We start from the raw sequence: 21,543 nt of genomic DNA, 5'->3' as shown, positions 1-21,543 counted from the left end.
GTCAGATAAATCCTGAACTTTTAAAATTGAATCGGTTTAAAACCCACGTTCTTAATTATGGGAGATTATCTTAACTGAAAAAGCCGTCATCATCCGGCGTCTTTCCTACCACGATTTGCAGCGTATTCCGCAGGCAATCCTGGAAAATCACATCATTGGTGCTCTCAAGCTCTGCCAGCAGATAGGCAATAATGCTCTTATTGGTAACAGTTTTTTTGTCTTTTATGATAGCGGTGATAACTGAGCCCAATATTTCGGCCTCAGATTTCAGCTTTACAGAACCACAATTGAAATAAGCGATAAAATCGGTACTGATATTCATTTTTTGCATGCGTTTCCCCTGGCGACGTTAGTGCCAGCACTTTATGGAGTAATAAAAAATTAATGGAATAGTCTGAAAAATGAGATCGCAAATGATCTCGTTAAGCTGGTTAAATTTAATAAAAGGGGAATATTGTTAATTTTAGAGAAAATGTCTATCAAGAGAGCCTGCTGACGTTTACATTGAGTAGCGTGGGTTTCGGGGTGAAAGAAGTTATGTCACCACTTGATCACAAAAATATACAAACACGTAATAAGAGTACAGAAGTTTCTTTTAATAAAACCGCTGTTATTTTAAGCAATTGAAATAAAATCAGCGATAACAGTCAGTTGAGTGATAGTTAGAGTCCAAAGAGAATTGTAAATTAGTCCTGTTAGGTGATTAATGCGCATTGTGGTTTATCGGTTTACAGATCACAGAAGCGCACATTGATGCGCTTCTGCCCCGGTGTTCAAGGCGTTACCGCTTCGCCGCTCACCACTTTTGCTTGCTGCAGGCTGGCCTCTTCCTCGCGGAACTTCAGACGATCCCAGACCCGGAAGAACGGATAGTAAATCACCAGTGAAATTGTCAGATTCACCACCTGCAAAACGGTGCCGGAAATATGCCCGCCGGTGGCCAGATAGCCGCTGACGAAAATCGGTGTGGTAAACGGCAGCGCAATCCCCGCTGGCGGCGCCACCAAACCGGTGCTCATCGCCGCCCACGACACAATCACCAGCACCACCGGCGTCAGGATAAAGGGCAGGAACAGATACGGGTTCATCACCAGCGGAATGCCGAACACTAATGGCTCACTGATGTTAAACAGCGCCGCCGGCGCGGCAATTTTACCGAGCTGTTTCATCTGGCGACTGCGTGAACGAATCAGCATGAAAATCACCAATCCCAGTAGCGCGCCGGTGCCGCCCGGTGCAATCCACAAATCATAAAACTGCTGGGTAAAGATGTGCGGGATCGGTTGGTTATGCTGAAACGCCTCGAGGTTTTCACTCATATTCGACAGCCAAACCGGTTGAATAAACACCAGCACAATCGCATCGCCGTGCAGTCCAAGCGTCCAGAGAATCCCAATCAGCAGCACCGAGAAAATCATGCCGGGCAAGGTGCCGCCCACGTGATGCATCGGCAAACCAATTACAGTAGCAATCAGGTTATTGATATCGCCGAACGGCGATGCTTCCACCGCCAGACGAATCACCAACACCACCGCCAGCACACAAAAACCGGGTACCAGCGCGAGGAAGGATTTCGCCACCGCAGGCGGCACGCCCTCCGGCATCTTGATTACCAAATTACGGTTGTGCACAAAGCGGTAGATCTCGGTCGATAGCAGCGCAACCACGATAGCCACAAACAAACCCTGGCTGCCAATCAGTGAAATCGGCAACACGCCGGTGACCAACTGCGTCGGCGCGCCCTCCACCGGGGCAAACAGCGTCTGCTGCGGAATGGTCATCACAAATGCCACTAACGCCATCGCGCCGCTGGTGAGCGGATCAAGCGTGCGATACTTCTCCGCCAGGCGGTAAGCGATGCCGAAGCTGGAGATCAGCGCCATGATGTCGTAGGTGGCGCGCACCGGATAAAGCAGTTTGTTGCGCCACGTCTCGCCAAACAGATCCGCCATTAAATGGCCCCACGCCGGAATCGGCAGATAGGCAAAGATCAGGAAGAAGCTGCCAATCAGCATAAACGGCATGTTGAGAATGATGCCGTCGCGCACGGAGAGCACATGCTTCTGACCGGCGATTTTCAGTGCGACGGGCAAGACATAACGGTCTATAAAAGTACGGTTAGACATAGGTGTTCCTCTGGCTCAGTGGCGCAACGGATTATGGCGTGGCGAACTGCGGCAGCCACGGCTTGTTTAGGGTCAGCACTTCGTCAAGCAAGGCTTCGGCGGTCGCGACATCACCGACTAACGGATTGCCGAGCAGCGCCAGCAGCGCTTGCTCACGATCGCCATGCACTGCGGCTTCGATAGTCAGGCGTTCAAACGCTTTGATCTGCTGCGTCAGGCCATTCATCAGCGGCGGCAACTCACCAAACGCCAGCGGATGCGCGCCTTGCGCATCAACCAGACAGTTCACCTCCACCACCGCGTCATCCGGCAGGCCATGAATCGCGCCGTTGTTGCGACAGTTCACCACCAGATTTTTGCCGCTGTTATTGTGAATTGCGCTGATCAGCTCAACCGCCACTTCGGAGTAATACGCGCCGCCACGGAAACTCAGCTGCTCGGGTTTGTGCGCCAGATGCGGGTCGGCATACAGCGCGAACAGTTCCGCTTCCACTTTCATCACCTGCTCCGCGCGCGTGCCTTCATGACCGTTTTGCGCTTTCTCCTGCTCTTCGGCCAGCATCTGCGGCGTTTGCCAGTAATAACGGTGATACGGGCACGGAATCGCTTTGAGCGCGCGCAGGAACTGCGGCGACCACGGCATATCTTTGATGTTGTTCATGGTGAGCGATTGGCCATCGCACAGTTGCTCGATCACCTGCGCGGTCACATCCTCGCCGCGACAGGTCACCTGATGCACCCACACCAGATGATTGAGCCCGGCGAAGCGCAGCTGCACGTCATCCCAGGGCGCGTCGAGCATGCCAGCAATCATGTGATGCATATTCACCGGCACATTGCACAGCCCGATGATTTTCGCCTTGCTATAGCGCGACACCGCCTCCGTCACAATTCCCGCCGGATTAGTGAAGTTGATGATGAAGGCGTCCGGTGCCAGCTCCTCGACTTTGCGCGCTACCTTGAGCATCACCGGAATGGTGCGCAACGCTTTGGCAAAGCCGCCAACGCCCGTGGTTTCCTGGCCGAGCCGACCATATTTCAGCCCGAGGCGCTCATCCGCCGCGCGCGCGGCCAACAATCCCACACGCAGCTGCGTCAGAACAAAACGAGCACCGCGAATCGCGTCATCCAGCTCAAAATGGACGCTCACTTTTACCTGCTCCAGCCCGTTTTGCTGCAGCATGCGGCGAGTAAGATCGGCGATGACATTAACCTTTTCACGCCCTTGCTCGATATCCACCAGCGCCAGTTCCGTCACCGGCAGCTGCGCATAGCGATTGATGATCCCTTCCACCAGCTCCGGTGAATAGCTGCTGCCACCACCAATAATTGCGATCTTAAGCATCTTTGCCTCCTGCCGCTGTGCGGCGGTAGAGTTCAATGATTTCGCCAGCCAAATCCTGAATCAGCATGGCGTTCATAAGATGATCCTGGGCGTGCACCAGAATCAGCGTGACCGGCAACTTACCGCTGCCTTCATCCAGACCAATCAGCGCGGTCTGCTGCTGGTGCGCAGCGCTGATGCTTTCACCTGCTGCCGCCAACTGTTGCTGCGCCTCGCTGAAGCGCCCTTCTCGCGCCAGTCGCAGCGCGCTGATGGCCGCGCTGCGGGCTGCGCCGGCCTGCACCAGCAGCAGCATAATTTCCTCTTCAAACTCGATAGCCACGATTTCAGACATGCAGAATCCCCCACAGCACAAAGCCGTGTAATGTCAGTCGGATGGGTTAAAAAGGACGTTTAGGAGGCGTGTAAGGCCAGCGCTTTATCGAGCACCTGTTCGCCACGCATCATGCCGTAATCCATCATGTCGATGACGGCGACAGATTTGCCTTGCGGCGCGGCAATAGCGCTAAGACGGGCTGCTTCGAACTGCACCTGCGGGCCAAGCAGAACCACATCGGCATCTGGCAGAATGCGTTCGAATTCCGCCACCGGCACGGCTTTAATGTCAATCTCCAGACCGCGACCTGCAGCGGCGTGCTGCATTTTGCTCACCAGCATGCTGGTTGACATGCCAGCAGCACAGCAAAGTACGATGCGCATAATTTCTTCTCCTGTGATTTGTCCCGACCATTTAAGACCTGTCTCACAGACGCTGTAAAGTGGCTACGGGCAGAGGATCTTCTGATGGATAGATAATTTATTGATACAAGTCAGATGGATACGATTATAATAATCATGAAAATATTTTTCACGAGTGTGATCTTAACCGTAATTTAACAGTGAAAAGCCCGCCAAACGGCGCTAAGACCCCGCAATAAGCTGAAAAAAAACTCAACATGAAAAATAATTTCATGCATGATGGACCTTCGCAACTGAGAATGTGATGAGCTGATGGATATTGTCTGGCAATTACGGCAGCAGTCGGAGCGCGCGGATGCGCAGGAATCGAGGCTGGCGCGTTTTATTCTGGCGAACCTGCACGCCAATGTACACGTCACCATGGAGAGTCTGGCTACACAGGCTGGTGTGAGTCCGGATGTGCTAAGACGCTTTGCCACCTCGGCGGGCTGTCAGGATCTCGATGATTTTCTCCATCAGGTGCGGAAAGCCGGTCAGCAGCAGGATGTTGAATTTATCGATGTCATCCGCCAGCGGCAATCGTCGCTGAGTCAGCAGGAGAAACGCGTTGCCGAAGCGATTCTCAGCGACACTGCTTTTGCCGCTTCCGCCACCATCGAGCAACTTGCCGGCCGCGCAGAAGTCAGCGCCGCCACCATCACCCGCTTTGCGCGTTCGCTGGGTTGCGAGGATATCCGTGATTTGCGTATGCGGCTGGCGCGCGCGCCTCAGAGACAACCCCCTCACGCGATTGCGCCGATTGAGGCTATTACTCAAGCGTTAACCCAGCAATATGGTCAAGCGGAAGCGGCGACCTGGCAACGTGCCGCAGAGCTGTTGCGTAAAGCCCGAAGCGTACTGCTGATTGGCGCATCGGGGCTGCAAACTACGCTGGTGGCGGACGTCCATCAGCGCCTGCAAAACGCCGGACTGGCCAGCGCGTGGATTCAGGATGATAACCTGCTGAGCATGACGCTGAGCCGTTTGCAACCGGACGATCTGTTGCTGATTCTCGCGCCTGATACGGTTAACAGCCACGTGCTCAGCGCGGTACACCATGCGCACATTCAAAAAACGCCGGTGATTGCGCTTTGTGCGAAGACATTAGATCTCGCCAATCAGGCAGATATCTGGTTGCCGCTGCCGGAAGCGCAACACGCGCGCCGTTACGGCATTTTGTTTGCGCTGGATCGGCTGGAGTCAGCACTAACTGTTCTCTAAGTAAATCTCCAACATCCTTAGATTTGCAAAAGTAAAACGATCGGTTTACTTTTAGAGGATGAAAAAGAAACTCGATATCATCAATGCCGCTGAGCGGCTGTTCTATCTCAACGGCTTTCACGCCATCAGCACCGATCGCATTTGCAGCGAGGCGAATGTCTCGACGCGCACCTTGTATCGCTATTTCCCCTCGCGTGAAGCGCTAACGGCCGCGGTGCTGGAGGCGCGACAAGATCGTTTCTTCGCCGCGTTGCAATCGCCGGACCATCCGCAAGCGGTCAGCCATATGTTCGATGCGATGGCCGACTGGATGCAGCAATACGGCAACAATGGCTGCTTGTTTCTCAAGGCATGGGGCGAATACGCCGGAGAAGATGCCGCGTTAGCCGAACAGGCGCTGGCTTACCGCCACAAGATGCGCAATTACATTGCACGCGCCATTCAGCAGGCGCTCGGCAAGCAGCATGTCGCGCTAGCGGATGCGGTTTGGCTGCTGTTTGAAGGTGTGCTGACTTCCGCGCTGATCATCGGCGCGGCGCAGGCGTGCGAAGCCGGTAAAAACGCCGCGCTACAGCTTATCGCGTTCAGCGAACAGTCATGAAGGGTACGGCGCTCGGCATCACCGGATTTGCACTTATCGCTGTGACCTACGGTATGGCGCGTTTCGCCTGGGGCTTGATGATGCCCGAGGTGATGCACGACATCCCCTTTACCCGGCGCGTTTCTGGCGTGCTTTCGGCCTGTAGCTTTGCCGCTTACTGTGTGGCGGTGTTGATCGCGCCGATGATGACCGCCCGCGCCGGGCCGCGATTTCCTGCTGCGGTTGCCGCGCTGTGTGCCGCATCGGGTTTGTTGATCATCGCGAGCGCGGTATCGCCGTGGATGCTTGGCGTGGGATTGTTTATCGCCGGTATGAGCGCCGGTCTCGCCTCGCCTGCGTTAGCGAGCGCCGTCAGCCAGCGTATTGAGGCTGAGCAACAGCCGCAGATGAACACGGTTATCAATGCCGGAACCAGCATGGGCATTATGTTGTCAGTGCCAATTTTGTACTGGCTGCCCGGCGGCTGGCGCATCGCCTGTGCGGTTTTTGCCGCGCTGACGATGATCTGCCTGGTGCCGATTTGGCGCCAGCTACCCAATCACAATGAAAACGCTCAACGTGAATCCTGGTTAAGCCACCTGCGGCAGCGTTCGCTGCAGCGCCTTATCTTCATTGCACTGTTCAGCGGCGTCGCCAGCGCGGCTTGGTGGAGCTTCGGCCCGGATCTGCTGCATCACATTCACGTCAGCGACCGCATGGTTAGCCTGTTGTGGCTCATCGCTGGCGCAGCAGGCATTATCGGCGCGCTCACCGGCCCGATGGCGAAATGGATGGGGATGAAGCGAGTTTATTGGCTGTCGCAATGCTGCCTTGCCGTGCCCTTATTGCTACTGGCGTTCAGCCATCACTATTCAGCCTGGCTGTTTCCCGCCGTGGCGCTGGGTGGCGCGGCGTATGTTACGCTCTCGGGCGTGTTGCTGGTGTGGGGCGCAGAAGCAACCAACAATGCCCCCGCCGTTGGCGTAGGCATCTTGTTCTATATGTTGGCTGCGGGTCAGGTGATGGGATCGCTGCTGTTTGGACAACTCTTTATGCTGGCAGGCGCGCCAACCGCATTAACGCTGTTTGCCGCGCTGCCGTTGCTAATGATGTTTGTTATTCGTCGTTAAACGGATCTTTTTTGTCGTCTTCACTGTCATCGCGCGTTCTGGGGATCTCACCGTGTTCGCTGGGATTGTCCTTGGCGGGATGCTTTTCATCATTCACGTCGCGTTTATCTTTAGGGTGATTGCTCATCTGAAGCTCCTTTGTTGATCACCCATTAAGTGTAGTTGATGGGGCGAGGCGTTCACCCCATACGCTTACTGCAACGCTTTCAGGATCTGCATCGCGGCTTTAACCCGCTCGGTATTGGGATAATTTTTGTTTGCCAATATCACAATGCCGACCTGCTTCTCCGGGATGAAGGCGACATAAGCACCGAAGCCACCGGTTGCGCCAGTCTTATGCACCCACGACGCGCTGACACGCGGATGTGATTCGGCATCCCGCACCGGCTGCGGCCCAAGCGCCACCTTGTTATCCGCGCCCTTCACCGCCATCTCCGCCTGAGCGGGCCAATCCAGCATCTCCCACCCCAAACCTTGATAGAGCGCATCGGTGCGATAGAAACGCGTTTGCGCGAAATCCAGCGCCTGCTGCAGCGGCTTATCGTTAACCTGCTGCGGATCCATATTGGCCTGCATCCAGCGCGCCATATCTTTAATCGACGACTTCACGCCATAGGCTTCAGCATCCAGCATGCCCGGCGACACGCGCACCGGTTTGCCTTCGCGGTAGCCCCATGCGTAAGCATTTTTCGCGGCGTCAGGCACGGTGATAAAGGTGTGCTTGAGCTGCAATGGCGTGAATACGCGCTGCTGCATTGCCTGTTCAAAAGTCAGCCCGCTGGGTTTCGTCGCCAGCCAGCCAAATAAGCCGATGCTGCTGTTGGCATATTGACGCGTGTTGCCCGGCGCCCACTGCGGTTGCCACTGTTGATAGAAGTTCGCCAGCGCCTTTTCATCGGTCACGGCATCGGGCACCTGCAGCGGCAAGCCGCCAGCGGTGTAAGTCGCCAGCTGCAGCAGCGTGATGTCGCGCCACTGCGGCGTGTTCAGTGCCGGCCAATATTTGCTGGCAGCATCGCTCAGCGCGATCTCGCCTTTATTCACCGCAACGCCACTCAGCACGCCGGTGAAGGTTTTACTCACCGAACCCAGCTCAAACAGCGTGTCTTGGGTGACCGGGCGCTGCTGTTTTACATCCGCCATACCCCAGGTGAAATAGTGAGGCTGGCCTTTAACCACCACCGCCACCGCCATGCCGGGAATCGATTGCTGCTGCATTAGCGGTTTGATCGCCTGATCAATGGTTGCCTGCACATCCGCCTTCGCGGCGAACGCCATGGAGCACGCCGAGGTCAGCGCTGTAGCTATCAATGTTTGAGAAATCAATTTCACTGTAGTTAACCTTCCGGGTTGTTGTTCCGCAGGCAGTTTGACCAATTTGACAGGGTGCAACAAACTGTTAATTTTAGCGCCAGACAATAGAAAATCTTACAGGTAGGCGCATGACACGACCCTATATTCCCCTGAACGCGCTTAGAGCCTTTGAAGCCGCTGCACGTCATCTAAGTTTTACTAATGCGGCGATTGAGCTGCACGTAACCCATGCAGCCGTGAGCCAGCAGGTAAAATCGCTGGAGCAGCAGCTCGGTTGCCAGCTGTTTGTGCGGGTCTCGCGCGGTTTGATGCTGACCACAGAAGGCGAAAGCCTGTTGCCGGTGCTCAACGACTCTTTCGATCGGATTGCCGATACGCTGGATCGTTTCTCATCCGGTCAAATGCGCGAAAAATTGAAAGTTGGTGTGGTGGGAAGCTTTGCCACCGGCTTGCTGTTGCCACGCTTAGAGGATTTTAACCGCCGTTATCCGCACATTGAGCTGCAACTCTCCACTCACAACAATCGCGTCGATCCGGCTGCCGAAGGCCACGATTACACCATTCGCTTTGGTAGCGGCGCCTGGCACGGCACCGAGGCGCAGTGTATTTGTCCTGCGCCGTTATCACCGCTGTGTAATCCGGCCATTGCCCGGCAGTTACAACAGCCTGCAGACGTGCACAAATTTACCCTGCTGCGCTCATTCCGCCGTGATGAGTGGAGCCAATGGCTGCAAAGCATGAACGAACATGCGCCATCGCCTGCGCATCCGGTGATGATTTTTGACTCGTCGCTGACGATGATTGAAGCGGCGTTGTTAGGTGCGGGGATTGCGCTGGCACCGGTGAGGATTTTCAATCACCTGCTGCAAAGTGAGAAGCTGGTGCGCCCTTTCGCCGCTGAAATCGATCTCGGCGGCTATTGGTTAACGCGTTTGCAATCGCGGCCCGAAAGCACCGCGATGACGGCGTTTTCTGGCTGGTTGATGAATACCTTTTTGCCCGGTGCGCACTAATTAAACGAACACGTGATTTATAGCGCAAATGCGCAGGCCGAAGTCACTATTGGTCCGGCGGTCCTCGCAGCGCTGAGGCTTTTACGTTGGGCCAGGAGCCGCACGCATGGATGCGTGTGGCAGTTCGGGGCCGGCCAGGACGGCCGATCCCCGAACGGTCCGTCGGCTCAACGTGAAAGCCGAAGGTACCGCGCTAGCGGCGCGAGGACAGCCCGTGACGCAGCAGATGTGTCAGCGCCCGCACGTAAGCCAGGCCTTACGCTATTTGTTTCGCCTTCGCCAGCGTGCGCGCAAGAAGCGCGGAGTACAGCGGTTTGCCGCCGAAGAATTGCGCGGCCAGCGTTGCGCCGAGACAGGTAATGATCATCGGCAAAATCAGCTGATAATTGTTGGTCATCTCCAGCACCAGCACAATGCCGGTCAGCGGCGCGCGCACCGACGCCGCAAACAGCGCGCCCATTCCGGCCACGGCAAAGGTTGCCGGCTCCAGATGTAAACCCGGCAGCCACTGCATGCAGAGCTGGCCGAAGCAGGTGCCGAGCAGCGTGCCTAGCGTCAGCATCGGGGCGAAAATACCGCCTGGCGCGCCGGAGGAGAAACAGCAGACAGTGATGAGCGTGCGCAGTGCGAAGAGCAGAAACAAGGCCAGCGCGCTATAGCTACCGCTGGAGAAATCGGGGATCAGGGCAATCCCGCCGTTGATGGCTTGTGGCAGCACCAGGCCAATCACGCCGCACGCGCCAGCCAGTAAACTTCCCCACATCACCCAAGCTGCCACGCGACCTTGGTGCAAGCGCTGAAACTGATCCTGCGCGAGGAAAATGAAGCGATTAAATGCCACGCCGCAGCCACCGAATAAAACGCCTAATACCAGATAAAGCCACAGCGTATTAGTTGGCGCATCCTGCAACTGACCAATATTGATGATCGCCTCATTACCATTACACACGCGGAAAACAATGCTGGAGACGATAACGCCGACAAACACCGCTTTGATGGAAATCAGGCTGTAACGAAACTGCGGACGCATCTCTTCAACAATAAACAGGATGCCCGCCAGCGGCGCATTGAAGGCGGCCGATAAACCGGCGGCTGCGCCGGTTGCTAGCAATGTGTGGCGAGATTCAGAAGATTTAACGCGGAACAGATCGACACACATGCCGCCGATATTGCCACCCAGTTGCACGGTTGGCCCTTCGCGACCCAACACCATGCCTGAACCTAACGCGCCCATGCCACCAATGAATTTCACCGGTAGTACGCGCCACCAGCGCACCGGTCGGAGCTCTTCAAGCGCGCCTTCGATTTCAGGAATACCCGATCCGCCCGCTTCTGGCGCGTAACGTCGCACCAGGAAATAGCCAATAGCGCCTAATAATGCCGAAAGGAAAAACGCACCGATTATTTTCGCCAGCAGATTGTCACCGGCATCCGCCAGCCAGCTCAATCGCGTCTGCACCACAAAATTCACGGCTTTATCAAAGGCCACGCCAACCAAACCGGTTAGCACACCGACCAGCGCAGCCAGCAGTAATAGTGCAACGGGCGTTTTGTCACGGCGTAATAGTTTCTGCATCAATAAGAAGCGCCCAGCACGTAAAATCGTTTTGGGCTCTGCGGAATGATGATGAGCAGACATGCAAATCCCTCTGTATTCAGAACAGTGTTCAAACGTTAGTTTGAAAAAAGAGGGATTAGCATACTGAGAATGAAGTGATTTTTAACCAGGAATTCGCAAGCGGATTTTTCAGGATGGAAGAGGTTGGGCATTTTTAGCCGATGCATCAACCTCTTCTACGGGGAATTAATCCTGCTCTTCAGCAATCAGCGTCAGTTTTTCATCAGTGGCTTTTTCTTCTTCCAGCGTTTCGCCCAGTAACCTGGCGGCATCCTGATAATCCAGCTTCAGGGCTAAAGCGCGCAAGGTGCCGTAGGTGGCGATCTCATAGTGCTCAACTTTCTGTGCGGCACCGATCAGTCCAGCATCGCAAACCGGCCCTTTTTCTACTTCATCGATAATTTCCTGCGCCTCTTCGGCCAGACCTTCCAGCGCATGGCATTTCATTCGTTTGATCTGCACGCCTTCCGTGAGCTCAACCAGTTGATCAATACGTTCAATTTGTCCGCGCGTTTCTTCGAGGTGCTGTTTAAAAGCCGCAACCAGATTAGGATCAGAGGCTGCGCGAATCATTTTTGGTAACGCTTTGGTGATCTGTTTTTCTGCGCTGTAAATATCAGAAAGATCATGCACAAACAGATCTTGCAGTGTTTTAATCGTCATAATATGGCCTTTTTGTAGAATAGAATATCAGATAGGTAAAAACGTGGGCGAGAGTGAATAAGGAATTACGCCGGCACATAAGCCTGACTTAATCCTGGCGGACAATAGATAATTCACAAGCGAAGCCTGAAAATAAACTCATCGCATTGTTTAAATCATTGCCAGACTTAAACCAGGTCAATCGGAGAGAACATAATGAAAAAGCCAGGCCCGCCAGAGCTCAACGGCGAAATTATTCACAAACGCAGATTAATGCCGCTCGGATTAATTTCTCTGTATGAAGTTACCTTCAACAATGGCAAATATGCCGTTATGCGTTTGGATAAAACTCAACCCTTTCATCAGGGTGCCGTTTTTAAACGTGTTAATGACTGCTGGTATTGTGATGAACAATTGATACATCCTTACGCTTTTCAGTTTGTCGATCAGGCTGAAGCGCAACGGTCATTTATCGAATATGAGCGATAATATTATCTTGTGCTCTTTCATATCGGCGAATGAAACGCAGCGAGTTGGTCCGGTTGCGCTGGCGGCAATGACATCCAGAAATTCACCTCCATGCTGGTTTCATATTCCGCATGCGCTTCAAGGAAAATATGCTCGCCGCTGCGCGATTGCCCGCCATAAAGCCAGCCGCCCTGCACCTCACCATTTTCAAATTGCACGATACACTCCTGCTTGTAGCCGGGCGCTTGTTCATTTACATCAATCCATTCAAGAATATGGCGCATTCGCTTACTCCTCGGCAATAAACAGTGATTTACAGTGCGGGCACAACATAGCCTGTCCGCGCGCTTGCTTTAAGGAAGATTGTGGGCAAAACTTTTTGCAGACTGGACACTGAGTTTTGACTTCCCGGCGTGATAAGCTTTCTAAAAATTGATTTAACCAGCTCATAATTTATTTCCTTTTTCCGTTAACTGATTCTAACACACCTGATTTTTTTCATTGCCACTCACACTTGACAACAACGTTAAAGATCCTCAACCCCATCATTACGTTCAGTTAAATGTTTTAAATTAACTTTTATTTTATAAACCAACCGTAAGATCGATTTGGCACTATACTCAAAACAGACAAATATTTTCCCTCGCCCTCTCTTATACCGTCGACTTTCCTGTTGATAGTGCTGACTTTTATAATCCATTGGATTTTTTGCGACGCCATTATGAAAAATAAACTTCCCACCGGGTCATTCATTAGCAGTAGTGCGCTTCCGGCAACGGCACGCAGTGGTTTTGAGTTTTTACATCACAGCGGTGTTTACCAGGCGAACCGGCCAGATGTTTTTTCCGAGCGGCAAATGGAAATATATGGCGAGCGTCTGGCAAAAACGCATCATCTTTCCGACGCCAAAAAAAGCTATAAGTTATTGCAGCGGTTGACGGAAAACGAACAGGCGCTGATAAAAAGCGCTGAAATATTAAGTACCGGTGAGAAGCGTAATTTGACACCGGCTGGCGAATGGTTGCTGGATAATTTTTATATTATCGAAGAGCAAATTCGGATGGTGCGCCATCTGTTGCCCACCAAATTTGGTCAGGGTTTACCTGCGCTGAAAGACCCCGCGCACTCTTTACGCATTCAGGCGATCGCGGATGAGATGATCAGCCACAGTGATGGCCGCTTAGAGTCAGCAGTATTAGCGACCTTTATTCATGCTTATCAACGCGTGACGCCGCTGCTAATGGGTGAACTCTGGGCGCTTCCCGCTATGCTGCGCTTTGCGCTGCTCGATAACCTCGCACGTATTGCGCAAGGCGTTGCCGAGATTCATCAGGAGCGCAGCCAGGCCGAAGCGTGGATTAATGAGATCGTTCATTACTCCGCCAGGGACGCCACTCGCGTGATTCAGGTGATCGCCGATATGGCGCACAAAAACGATCAGCTTTCCGGCGCGTTTGTCGCCGAACTGGCGCGTAAACTGAATGGGCAGAATCACTCGCTGGCGCTCACGTGGGTGGAGCAACATCTGCTGAACACCGGGCGTAATACTGCGGATGTGATTGAACAATTCAACCGCCAGCTGGCACTGAGTCAGCTCTCGGTCAGCAACAGCATTGCCGGATTGCGCCAGCTTGGCGAAATCAACTGGCAGGATTTGGTGGAGTCGCTGAGCCTGGTCGAGCAAGTGCTGGCGCAGGATCCCGCCGGGATTTATCCCCAGATGCATTTTGACAGCCGCGATCAATATCGGCATGTGGTTGAAGAGCTGGCTCGCCAGAGCGAATTCGACGAGCTAAACGTGGCCAATCAGGTTTTGGCGCTGAGTCGTCAGGCTGCATTGCCAGCGCGCCAACAGCATATTGGTTACTTCCTACTGGATAAAGGGCGTGCGCAGCTTGAGCAACAGCTAAAGCCGCGCCGTTCCTGGCTGAATCAGGCGCGCCATCATCTCAGTCAAACGCCGCTGCTCTCCTGGCTGGGCAGCCTGACGTTATTGACCACCGCTTTCAGCGCCGAAGCGCTGTTTTTCACTCATCAATCCGCGATGTCGGTGGTGCTGTGGCTGTTACTGGTGCCGGCGGTGATCTTAATCAGCAGCCAGCTCGCCCTGCAGCTGCTCAGCGAAGTGACAACCCGCACCCGCCATCCGGTACCGCTTCCGCGACTTGATTACGAGCTGGCGGTACCGGATGGCGATCGCACGCTGGTGGTGATCCCCTGTTTAATCAGCAGCAAACATGGTACCGATGCGCTGTTGCGGTCGCTGGAAACCAGCTATCTCGGTAATGCGCTCGACAACATCAGCTTTATGCTGCTGGCCGATTTCACCGACAGCGCAGCCGAACACGATGACGATGATGCTGAAATCATCGGTTATGCGGTGTTGAAAATTCAGGCGCTCAACCGCCGTTACAGCAGCAAGTCGCACAATGATGTGCTGTTTTCTCTGCTGCATCGCAACCGCGTGCACAACCCTTCGCAGGGCGTGTGGATGGGTTATGAGCGTAAGCGCGGCAAACTGCATGCGCTCAATCGCTGGCTGCAGGGCGAAGCGGAGATGTTTAACGTCATCGTCGGTGCCAGCCAGGCGCAAATGCGCACGGTGAAATACGTCATTACCCTCGATAGCGACACCATTCTGCCGCGAGAAACCGCGCACAAGCTGATTGGCATTATGGCGCATCCGCTCAATGCGCCGGTGTTTGATGACAGCCTGAATCGCGTGGTGGAAGGTTATGCCATTCTGCAGCCCCGTCTGGCGGAGGAGATTCCGCCCTTTGGCCAGGGCCGCTACGCGCGTCTCTCCAGCAGCGTGCCGGGCAACGATGCGTATTCATCGATGTCTTCAGATATCTATCAGGATCTGTTTGGCGAAGGTTCGTTTGTCGGCAAAGGCATTTACGATGTGGCGGCCTTTACCCGCGCGACGCGTAATACCTGCCCGGAAAATCTGGTGCTCAGCCACGATCTGCTGGAAGGCTGTTATGCGCGTTCTGGCGTGGTCAGTAATGTGGTGCTTTACGAACACTACCCGGATAACTATCTCAGCGATGTCGCGCGGCGTTTCCGCTGGGTACGCGGTGACTGGCAGCTGCTGAACTGGCTGAAACTACGCGTGCGACTGGAGGATGGCGGCTATCAGGCCAATCCGCTCAGTGCATTGTCGCGCTGGAAATTGTTCGACAACCTGCGTCGCAGTCTGATTGCGCCCGCCTTGCTGCTGCTGATGTTTCTGGCATTTAGTTGGGTGGCGAATCCGCTGTTTTGGCTCGGCTGCATGGCGCTGTTCCTGCTGTTGCCCAGCGCCTTAGCGTTAAGCATGGAAGGCATGCGCAAAAGCAAGACGCGCGCCTGGCAGCATCATCTCTCTATCCTGTCTTCGGATGCGTTAATGCGCCTGAGCCGCGCGGGACTGACGCTGGCGACATTACCGCATGAAAGCTACTGGTCGCTGAAGGCGATTATCGTCACGCTGTGGCGACTCAACGTGAGCGGGCAGTTTCTCCATGAATGGAAAAGCGCCTCGGCGGGCAGTTCGTCGCCCACGCCGTCACTGCGCCATTTTTATCAGGCGATGTGGTTTAACCCAGCGGCGGGCGTTGCACTGTCACTTTTAACCGCGCTGGTTAATCCTGAATTGATTGCGCTGGCGCTGCCGATCTCGCTGCTGTGGCTGATCACGCCGTGTCTGTTGTGGCAGTTGAGTAAACCGGCCCATTCGCGCCAGAAAAAGCTCTCCGCCGAGCAGCAACAGTTTTTGCGCCACACCGCGCGTCACACCTGGGCTTGGTTTGAAGATTTCGTCACCGCCGAACATAACCACTTGCCGCCGGATAACTTTCAGGAAGTGTTGCAGCCGGTGGTAGCGCATCGCACCTCGCCGACCAATATCGGGCTGTCGCTGCTGGCCAATTTAACCGCATGGGATTTTGGCTACATTACGCAGAAACCGGTGATAGCCCGTTCGCTCGCCACGCTGGATAGCCTCGATCGCATGGAGCATTTTCGTGGACATCTCTACAACTGGTATGACACTTACACGCTGAAACCGTTAAATCCGCGCTACGTTTCTACCGTCGATAGCGGCAATCTCGCCGCGCACCTCGCCACCCTGCAAGCCGGACTGGCGCAGTGGAAGCATCTACCGGTGCTGGCTTTACCGGTGATTATGGCGGGCTTGAATGACACCTTGTTGCTGGCGAAAGCGCAAATGGGCACAGAGCGTAACGATCGCTGGGATGAGTTAACCGCGCAGTTTGATGCGCTGCAACAGGCCGCGCCCGTTGCGATTGCCAGTCATCTCTCGTCGCTGATCGCGCAGAGTGAAATTCTGCTGGCGCAGATGCAGCTGCCGCCGTTGCAGGTGAAATGGTTCGAACGGTTTATCCACCAGCTCAGCGATTTGCAGCAGGAGTGGACGCTGTTTTTCAGCTGGCTCACGCCGGATGATGATCTGCCTGCCGCCTTACCTTCTCTGCTGTGGCTGAGTGAGTTAGAGCGTCATCGCCCCGGCCTCCATTCTCAGCTCGCGGCGTCTGTGATGTGGGCCGCACGTGAACGCATGGCGACTTTGCTGGAGCTGGAAGGACGGCTGGAAGATCATGCAAAAATGGATTTCCGCTTTCTCTATATTGATAAAACCGCGCTGCTCAGCGTGGGTTACAATCTCGACAGCGGCGCGCTCGATAAAGGCCATTACGATCTCTTCCCGTCCGAAGTGCGCCTGACGCACTACTACGCCATCTCTGCTAATCAGCTGCCGGTAAAAAGCTGGTTCGTGCTGGGCCGTTTGTTCACCCAACTGGATAACAAACCGGCGGTGATGTCGTGGAGCGGCTCGATGTTTGAATACCTGATGCCGCATCTGGTGATGCCGGTTTACCCGGATACGCTGCTGGAGAAAATGGCGCTGTCGGCGGTGAAGCAGCAGATCGCGTCCGGTGATGCCGCGCAGATTCCGTGGGGCGTCTCCGAGTCGGCTTACGCCGCGTTCGATGACAGCCAAAACTATCAATACAAAGCTTTTGGTACGCCAGAGTTAGGGCTGAAGCGTGGCCTCAACGATGATCATGTGGTTGCTCCCTACGCCTCGCTGTTGGCGCTGATGGTGCTGCCGCATCAGGCCACCGACAACCTGATGCGACTGAAGAAAATGGGTGCCTGCGGCAAATACGGTTTTTACGAGGCGCTCGATTTCACCGCGCAGCGCCTGGCGCGCGGCCAGCAATTTGTCGCGGTGAAAACCTACATGGCGCACCACCAGGGCATGGGTTTTCTGGCGATTTCGCACCTGCTGCATGAAGCGCCGATGGTGGCGCGGTTTATGTCGAGTGCGCGCTTCCAGTCTTCCTACTTGCTGCTGCAGGAGCGCGTGCCGGATGACATTGAGCTGTATACGCCGCGTCGGCAGTTCGTTGACACCAGCGAGATCAAGCCGCGTTCAGATACGCCCGAACTGCGCGAGTTCAGCGGCTCGGCGGCGCATCTGCCGCAAATCCAGCTGCTGTCGAATGCCAATTATCATGTGATGGTGACGCAATCCGGCACCGGGTATAGCCAGTGGAAAGGATTGGCGTTAACCCGCTGGCGCGCCGATGGCACCAGCAATCAGCACGGTATCTTCTGCTACATCCGCGATCGCCAATCCGGCGAGCTGATTAGCCCGACGTTCCAGCCCAGCGGTGATGCGCGCCCGCAGCACATTGCGCGCTTTACCGACGCCGGCGCGGAGTTTGAATCGCGCATGGAAACGCTCAGCACCCGCACTCAGGTGGTGGTGTCGCCAGAAGATGATGTGGAAATCCGCCGCATCGTCCTGACCAACCATTCACGCCAGCTGCGTGAAATAGACATCACCAGCTACGCGGAAGTGGTGCTGGCTTCTGCCGCCAGCGATATGGCGCATCCGGCGTTCAGCAACCTGTTTGTGCAAACCGAAATCGTCACTGAACTGGAAGCGATTCTGGCACATCGCCGCCCGCGCGATGAGAAAACCGAGCCGCTGTGGATGTTCCACGCCCTGCTGATTCACGGCACCAGCGAGCGCGATACGCATTATGAAACCGACCGCGCACAGTTTATTGGTCGCGGCAGAACCGCCGCCAATCCGCAGGCGATGGCAGCCGATGGCGTACTCAGCGGCAGCGCCGGTGCGGTGCTCGATCCATTGCTGTCGATTCGCCAGAAAATCGCCATCAAAGCGGGTAAATCCGTCACCCTCGATCTGGTGTATGGCGTCACCACGCAGCGTGATGTCTGCCTTGGCTTGATTGAGAAGTATCGCAACAATGTCTACGCCAATCGGGTATTTGAAATGGCGGCCTCGCACAGTCAGGTGGCGCTGCGTCAGCTGAATATCCTCGCTGAAGATGCCAGTTTGTATAACCAGCTCGCCAGCGCGGTGATTTTTGCCAGCCCTGAAATGCGCGGCGACAGCCAGCGTCTGCAGCAGAATCGCCTGGGACAATCGTCGCTGTGGCGACACTCGCTGTCTGGCGACTTACCGATCGTGCTGGTGCGCATCGAAAACGGTACCCAGCTCAGCCTGGTGAGCAATCTGATTAAAGCGCATCAATACTGGCGCCAGAAAGGATTGACGGCAGATTTGGTGATCCTCAACGGCGAGCAAATCGGCTATCAGCAGCTGTTGCAAAATCAGCTGCTCAAAATGATTTCATCAGGCGAGATGCAGATGCTGACCGATAAGCCTGGCGGCATCTTCCTGCGCCAAAGCGAGCATTTTGCGGCCGAAGATGTCACGCTGCTACTCAGCGTAGCTGCCGTGGTGCTGGAAGGCCGCAACGGCAGTTTGGCCGACCAGCTGACGGTGCTGTTAAAACCGCAGCCGGTGGCGCCGCCTTGCCGCTTCCTGGCGCATAAACAGGCCTTTCCTGCGCCCGCCCGCCTCGCTGTGCCGGAAAACATGCAGTTGTTCAATGGCACCGGCGGCTACAGCGCCGATGGCAGTGAATATCACATTTTGTTGTCCCCACATCAGCAGACGCCCGCGCCCTGGTGCAATGTGCTGGCAAATAAACAGTTTGGTAGCGTGATTTCAGAAAGTGGTCAGGCCTACACATGGTATGAAAATGCGCATGAATACCGCCTGACGCCGTGGCACAACGATCCGGTCAGCGATACGTCGGGCGAAGCCTTTTATTTGCGCGATGAGGAGAGCGGCGATGTCTGGTCACCTATGCCGCTGCCGATGCGCGGCGCCGGAGATTATTTGACGCAGCACGGCATGGGTTACAGCCGCTTTATGCATCAGGAGCAAGGCATTAGCAGCACGCTCACCACCTTCGTAGCTGGCGAGCAGGCGGCGAAAATCACCCTGATTCAGCTCAGTAATCTGTCTGGCAAAACCCGTCATTTGTCGATCACCGGCTACGTCGAATGGGTGCTGGGTGAGCTGGTGAGCCAATCTGCCCGCCATGTACAAACTTCTTCGGCGATAGTGGCAGATGGCAGCGCCATTCTGGCGGTAAATCCTTATACCAGCAGCGGATCGATGCGCACCGCCTTCTTCGCCGCATCCGGCAATCAGATTGCTTTCAGCGGTAATCGCCTTGAGTGTCTGGGCCGCAATGGCTCGACGCGTAAGCCCGCGATGATGCAAGTGCGAGGCTTGTCGGGTAACACCGGCGCGGGACTCGATCCCTGCGCCACTCTGCAAACGCTGACCACCTTGATTGACGGCGATACGCGCACGCTGGTGTTCGTGTTAGGCGCGGCGGAAGATACCGCAGCGGCGTTGACGCTGATGCAGCAATTTCTTCCCAGCGAACAGGCGGAAGCCGAACTGGCGAAAGTGCAGCAGCAATGGCGCAATCTGTTAAACAAAGTCGAGGTGCAGACGCCCGATACAGCGGTGAATCTGCTGGCGAATAACTGGCTGCTGTACCAAACGCTGGCCAGCCGTTTGCTGGCGCGCAGCGGTTATTATCAGTCCGGTGGCGCGTTTGGCTTCCGCGATCAGTTGCAGGATACGTTGTCGCTCACCCACGCCGCGCCAAACTTACTGCGCGATCAGCTGGTGCTGTGCGCTTCCCGACAGTTCCTCGAGGGCGATGTGCAGCATTGGTGGCATCCGCCTGCCGGACGCGGCGTGCGCACCCGCTGCTCAGATGATTATCTCTGGCTGCCCTTTGCACTCTGCCACTACATCACCGCCACGGAGGATCTTGCGCTGTTAGAACAGCCGATTAGCTATCTTGAAGCGCCACTGCTCACCGCCGAAGAAGAGTCAGTTTACAGCCTGCCGAACGTCAGTCAGCTGCAGGAAAACCTGTGGCAGCATGGCTTGCGTGCCATTCAGCATGGTCTGAGGTTTGGTGAGCATGGTTTGCCGCTGATGGGTTCCGGCGACTGGAATGACGGCATGAGCGAAGTGGGTATTGCCGGTAAAGGTGAAAGCGTCTGGCTCGGCTTTTTCCTTTACAGCGTGCTCACGCGCTTTGCCGCGCTCTCCACCCGTATCGATCAGCCGGAAGCCGCCAGCTTGTGCGAAAAACAGGCGGAGAAGCTGAAAACGGCGCTCAATCAGCTCGCCTGGGATGGTGAATGGTTCCTGCGTGGCTACTTCGATAACGGTGAAACCCTGGGTTCACAGCGCAACGCCGAATGTCGCATTGATGCCATCGCGCAGAGTTGGTCGGTGCTGTCTGCGGCTGGCGATCACGACAAATGCGCCTCGGCGATGCAGGCACTCGATCAGCAATTGGTGGATAGCGATAACGGCCTGATTAAACTGCTGACGCCGCCGTTCAATGGCACAGGCCCCAATCCGGGATACATTCGCGGTTATCTGCCTGGCATCCGTGAAAACGGTGGGCAATACACGCACGGCGCGCTGTGGGCAATTATGGCGTTCGCCGAGATGGGCCAGGTCGAGCGCGCATGGGCGTTGCTGGCGCTGATCAATCCGATCAATCACAGCCTGGATTCGAATGCTGTTGCAACTTACAAAGTCGAACCTTATGTGATGGCGGCGGATGTCTACAGCGCCGAGAACCATGAAGGTCGCGGCGGCTGGACGTGGTACACCGGATCGGCGGGCTGGACTTATCAGCTGATCATCGAAAGCCTGCTTGGCATTACGCGCCACGGCGATAAATTGCGGCTGCGTCCGCGTCTGCCCAAAGCATGGCCGGGCGCGAAGGTGATTTATCATGAAGGGTCCGCGCGCTATGAGATTGAGATGCGGCGCACGCCCGGCGCTTATCAGCTGTGGCTGGATGATGTGCTGAGTGCCGATGATGCCATCACACTCAGCTGCGACGTCGGAAATCATCAGGTACGAATTCATCTTGCTGAGTAGCAATCACTGCGGTCATTAGTTTTCACCATAGCCAGCAGTGGAAAATATCG

The 21,543-nt window shown here is 55.2% G+C and carries 17 protein-coding genes; 6 read left to right on the top strand and 11 right to left on the bottom strand.

What is annotated here, in order from left to right:
* Positions 1 to 70 precede the first annotated feature (70 nt).
* The 5 genes from ACFQW4_RS01310 to ACFQW4_RS01290 all read right to left on the bottom strand — a co-directional run bounded on the left by ACFQW4_RS01310 (position 71) and on the right by ACFQW4_RS01290 (position 4,173).
* Positions 71 to 331 carry a biofilm/acid-resistance regulator YmgB/AriR gene (locus ACFQW4_RS01310; protein WP_377723301.1) on the bottom strand — a complete coding sequence of 87 codons (261 nt, stop codon included), beginning with the start codon at positions 329 to 331 and terminating at the stop codon, positions 71 to 73.
* 442 nt (positions 332 to 773) lie between these two features.
* On the bottom strand, positions 774 to 2,126 hold the full coding sequence (celB, locus tag ACFQW4_RS01305; protein ID WP_137387379.1) for a PTS cellobiose transporter subunit IIC: 1,353 nt from the start codon (positions 2,124 to 2,126) through the stop codon (positions 774 to 776).
* Between the two features lie 31 nt (positions 2,127 to 2,157).
* Positions 2,158 to 3,471: a 6-phospho-beta-glucosidase gene (locus ACFQW4_RS01300; RefSeq protein WP_101761517.1), complete on the bottom strand. Its 1,314-nt coding sequence runs from the start codon at positions 3,469 to 3,471 to the stop codon at positions 2,158 to 2,160.
* Positions 3,464 to 3,805 (bottom strand): PTS lactose/cellobiose transporter subunit IIA, encoded by a 342-nt coding sequence (locus ACFQW4_RS01295; RefSeq protein WP_377723298.1) that lies wholly within the window; start codon positions 3,803 to 3,805, stop codon positions 3,464 to 3,466. Before ACFQW4_RS01295 ends, ACFQW4_RS01300 begins: the two co-directional genes overlap by 8 nt.
* Before the next feature lie 59 nt (positions 3,806 to 3,864).
* Complete coding sequence (locus ACFQW4_RS01290; RefSeq protein ID WP_101761519.1) at positions 3,865 to 4,173, bottom strand: PTS sugar transporter subunit IIB; 309 nt, start codon at positions 4,171 to 4,173, stop codon at positions 3,865 to 3,867.
* A 288-nt stretch (positions 4,174 to 4,461) separates the two neighbouring features.
* Between ACFQW4_RS01290 and ACFQW4_RS01285 the strand changes: the two genes are divergently transcribed.
* From ACFQW4_RS01285 to ACFQW4_RS01275, 3 genes are read left to right on the top strand one after another with little or no spacing between them, the layout of a single operon-like run.
* Positions 4,462 to 5,409, top strand: coding sequence for a MurR/RpiR family transcriptional regulator (locus ACFQW4_RS01285; protein ID WP_101761520.1), 948 nt, complete (start codon positions 4,462 to 4,464; stop codon positions 5,407 to 5,409).
* Positions 5,410 to 5,467: 58 nt separating this feature from the next.
* Positions 5,468 to 6,010, top strand: coding sequence for a TetR/AcrR family transcriptional regulator (locus ACFQW4_RS01280; protein WP_377723296.1), 543 nt, complete (start codon positions 5,468 to 5,470; stop codon positions 6,008 to 6,010).
* Positions 6,007 to 7,119, top strand: a complete 1,113-nt coding sequence (locus ACFQW4_RS01275) for an MFS transporter (protein WP_377723294.1) — start codon at positions 6,007 to 6,009, stop codon at positions 7,117 to 7,119. The genes ACFQW4_RS01280 and ACFQW4_RS01275 overlap by 4 nt, the downstream gene beginning before the upstream one ends.
* Here the strand turns inward: ACFQW4_RS01275 and ACFQW4_RS01270 are convergent.
* Together ACFQW4_RS01270 and blaPSZ are read right to left on the bottom strand one after the other, a co-directional pair.
* Positions 7,106 to 7,246 carry a hypothetical protein gene (locus tag ACFQW4_RS01270; protein ID WP_167391175.1) on the bottom strand — a complete coding sequence of 47 codons (141 nt, stop codon included), beginning with the start codon at positions 7,244 to 7,246 and terminating at the stop codon, positions 7,106 to 7,108. The genes ACFQW4_RS01275 and ACFQW4_RS01270 overlap by 14 nt on opposite strands.
* A 65-nt stretch (positions 7,247 to 7,311) precedes the next feature.
* A complete protein-coding gene (gene blaPSZ / locus ACFQW4_RS01265; protein WP_377723980.1) occupies positions 7,312 to 8,445 on the bottom strand; it encodes a PSZ family class C beta-lactamase in 1,134 nt (377 codons plus the stop codon).
* A gap of 116 nt (positions 8,446 to 8,561) precedes the next feature.
* Between blaPSZ and ampR the strand changes: the two genes are divergently transcribed.
* Entirely contained in the window at positions 8,562 to 9,446 is an 885-nt protein-coding gene (gene ampR, locus ACFQW4_RS01260; protein WP_377723292.1) for a LysR family transcriptional regulator AmpR, read from the top strand.
* Positions 9,447 to 9,702: 256 nt separating this feature from the next.
* Here ampR and clcA read toward each other — a convergent pair whose 3' ends face one another.
* Together clcA and ACFQW4_RS01250 are read right to left on the bottom strand one after the other, a co-directional pair.
* On the bottom strand, positions 9,703 to 11,085 hold the full coding sequence (clcA, locus tag ACFQW4_RS01255) for a H(+)/Cl(-) exchange transporter ClcA (RefSeq protein ID WP_271460436.1): 1,383 nt from the start codon (positions 11,083 to 11,085) through the stop codon (positions 9,703 to 9,705).
* Between the two features lie 165 nt (positions 11,086 to 11,250).
* A complete protein-coding gene (locus tag ACFQW4_RS01250; protein ID WP_137387363.1) occupies positions 11,251 to 11,727 on the bottom strand; it encodes a ferritin-like domain-containing protein in 477 nt (158 codons plus the stop codon).
* A 195-nt stretch (positions 11,728 to 11,922) separates the two neighbouring features.
* On the opposite strand from ACFQW4_RS01250, the gene ACFQW4_RS01245 reads away from it, so the two are divergent.
* Positions 11,923 to 12,195 carry a hypothetical protein gene (locus ACFQW4_RS01245; protein ID WP_271460437.1) on the top strand — a complete coding sequence of 91 codons (273 nt, stop codon included), beginning with the start codon at positions 11,923 to 11,925 and terminating at the stop codon, positions 12,193 to 12,195.
* A 17-nt stretch (positions 12,196 to 12,212) separates the two neighbouring features.
* Here the strand turns inward: ACFQW4_RS01245 and ACFQW4_RS01240 are convergent, their stop codons facing one another.
* Together ACFQW4_RS01240 and ACFQW4_RS01235 are read right to left on the bottom strand one after the other, a co-directional pair.
* On the bottom strand, positions 12,213 to 12,458 hold the full coding sequence (locus tag ACFQW4_RS01240) for a hypothetical protein (RefSeq protein WP_101761527.1): 246 nt from the start codon (positions 12,456 to 12,458) through the stop codon (positions 12,213 to 12,215).
* Between the two features lie 4 nt (positions 12,459 to 12,462).
* On the bottom strand, positions 12,463 to 12,624 hold the full coding sequence (locus tag ACFQW4_RS01235; protein WP_217548267.1) for a YnfU family zinc-binding protein: 162 nt from the start codon (positions 12,622 to 12,624) through the stop codon (positions 12,463 to 12,465).
* Positions 12,625 to 12,895: 271 nt separating this feature from the next.
* On the opposite strand from ACFQW4_RS01235, the gene ACFQW4_RS01230 reads away from it, so the two are divergent.
* The gene (locus ACFQW4_RS01230) at positions 12,896 to 21,493 is read left to right on the top strand and encodes a GH36-type glycosyl hydrolase domain-containing protein (RefSeq protein WP_377723286.1); all 8,598 of its coding nucleotides are present in this window, start codon (positions 12,896 to 12,898) and stop codon (positions 21,491 to 21,493) included.
* Positions 21,494 to 21,543: the final 50 nt, after the last annotated feature.

The sequence above is a fragment of the Pantoea sp. GCM10028869 genome, from assembly GCF_042666835.1.
Taxonomy (GTDB): domain Bacteria; phylum Pseudomonadota; class Gammaproteobacteria; order Enterobacterales; family Enterobacteriaceae; genus Pantoea; species Pantoea leporis.
Note: the sequence above shows the minus strand (reverse complement) of the source record. Positions and strands in the feature narration are given on the sequence as shown.

Excerpts from the sequence above, each read along its gene's own strand:
- ACFQW4_RS01245 (WP_271460437.1), top strand. The coding sequence starts at position 11,923 with ATGAAAAAGCCAGGCCCGCCAGAGCTCAACGGCGAAATTATTCACAAA.
- ACFQW4_RS01280 (WP_377723296.1), top strand. The coding sequence starts at position 5,468 with ATGAAAAAGAAACTCGATATCATCAATGCCGCTGAGCGGCTGTTCTAT.
- ampR (WP_377723292.1), top strand. The coding sequence starts at position 8,562 with ATGACACGACCCTATATTCCCCTGAACGCGCTTAGAGCCTTTGAAGCC.
- ACFQW4_RS01240 (WP_101761527.1), bottom strand. The coding sequence starts at position 12,458 with ATGCGCCATATTCTTGAATGGATTGATGTAAATGAACAAGCGCCCGGC.
- ACFQW4_RS01270 (WP_167391175.1), bottom strand. The coding sequence starts at position 7,246 with ATGAGCAATCACCCTAAAGATAAACGCGACGTGAATGATGAAAAGCAT.
- ACFQW4_RS01235 (WP_217548267.1), bottom strand. The coding sequence starts at position 12,624 with ATGAGCTGGTTAAATCAATTTTTAGAAAGCTTATCACGCCGGGAAGTC.
- ACFQW4_RS01295 (WP_377723298.1), bottom strand. The coding sequence starts at position 3,805 with ATGTCTGAAATCGTGGCTATCGAGTTTGAAGAGGAAATTATGCTGCTG.
- ACFQW4_RS01275 (WP_377723294.1), top strand. The coding sequence starts at position 6,007 with ATGAAGGGTACGGCGCTCGGCATCACCGGATTTGCACTTATCGCTGTG.
- ACFQW4_RS01230 (WP_377723286.1), top strand. The coding sequence starts at position 12,896 with ATGAAAAATAAACTTCCCACCGGGTCATTCATTAGCAGTAGTGCGCTT.
- clcA (WP_271460436.1), bottom strand. The coding sequence starts at position 11,085 with ATGTCTGCTCATCATCATTCCGCAGAGCCCAAAACGATTTTACGTGCT.
- celB (WP_137387379.1), bottom strand. The coding sequence starts at position 2,126 with ATGTCTAACCGTACTTTTATAGACCGTTATGTCTTGCCCGTCGCACTG.
- ACFQW4_RS01250 (WP_137387363.1), bottom strand. The coding sequence starts at position 11,727 with ATGACGATTAAAACACTGCAAGATCTGTTTGTGCATGATCTTTCTGAT.
- ACFQW4_RS01310 (WP_377723301.1), bottom strand. The coding sequence starts at position 331 with ATGCAAAAAATGAATATCAGTACCGATTTTATCGCTTATTTCAATTGT.
- ACFQW4_RS01300 (WP_101761517.1), bottom strand. The coding sequence starts at position 3,471 with ATGCTTAAGATCGCAATTATTGGTGGTGGCAGCAGCTATTCACCGGAG.
- ACFQW4_RS01285 (WP_101761520.1), top strand. The coding sequence starts at position 4,462 with ATGGATATTGTCTGGCAATTACGGCAGCAGTCGGAGCGCGCGGATGCG.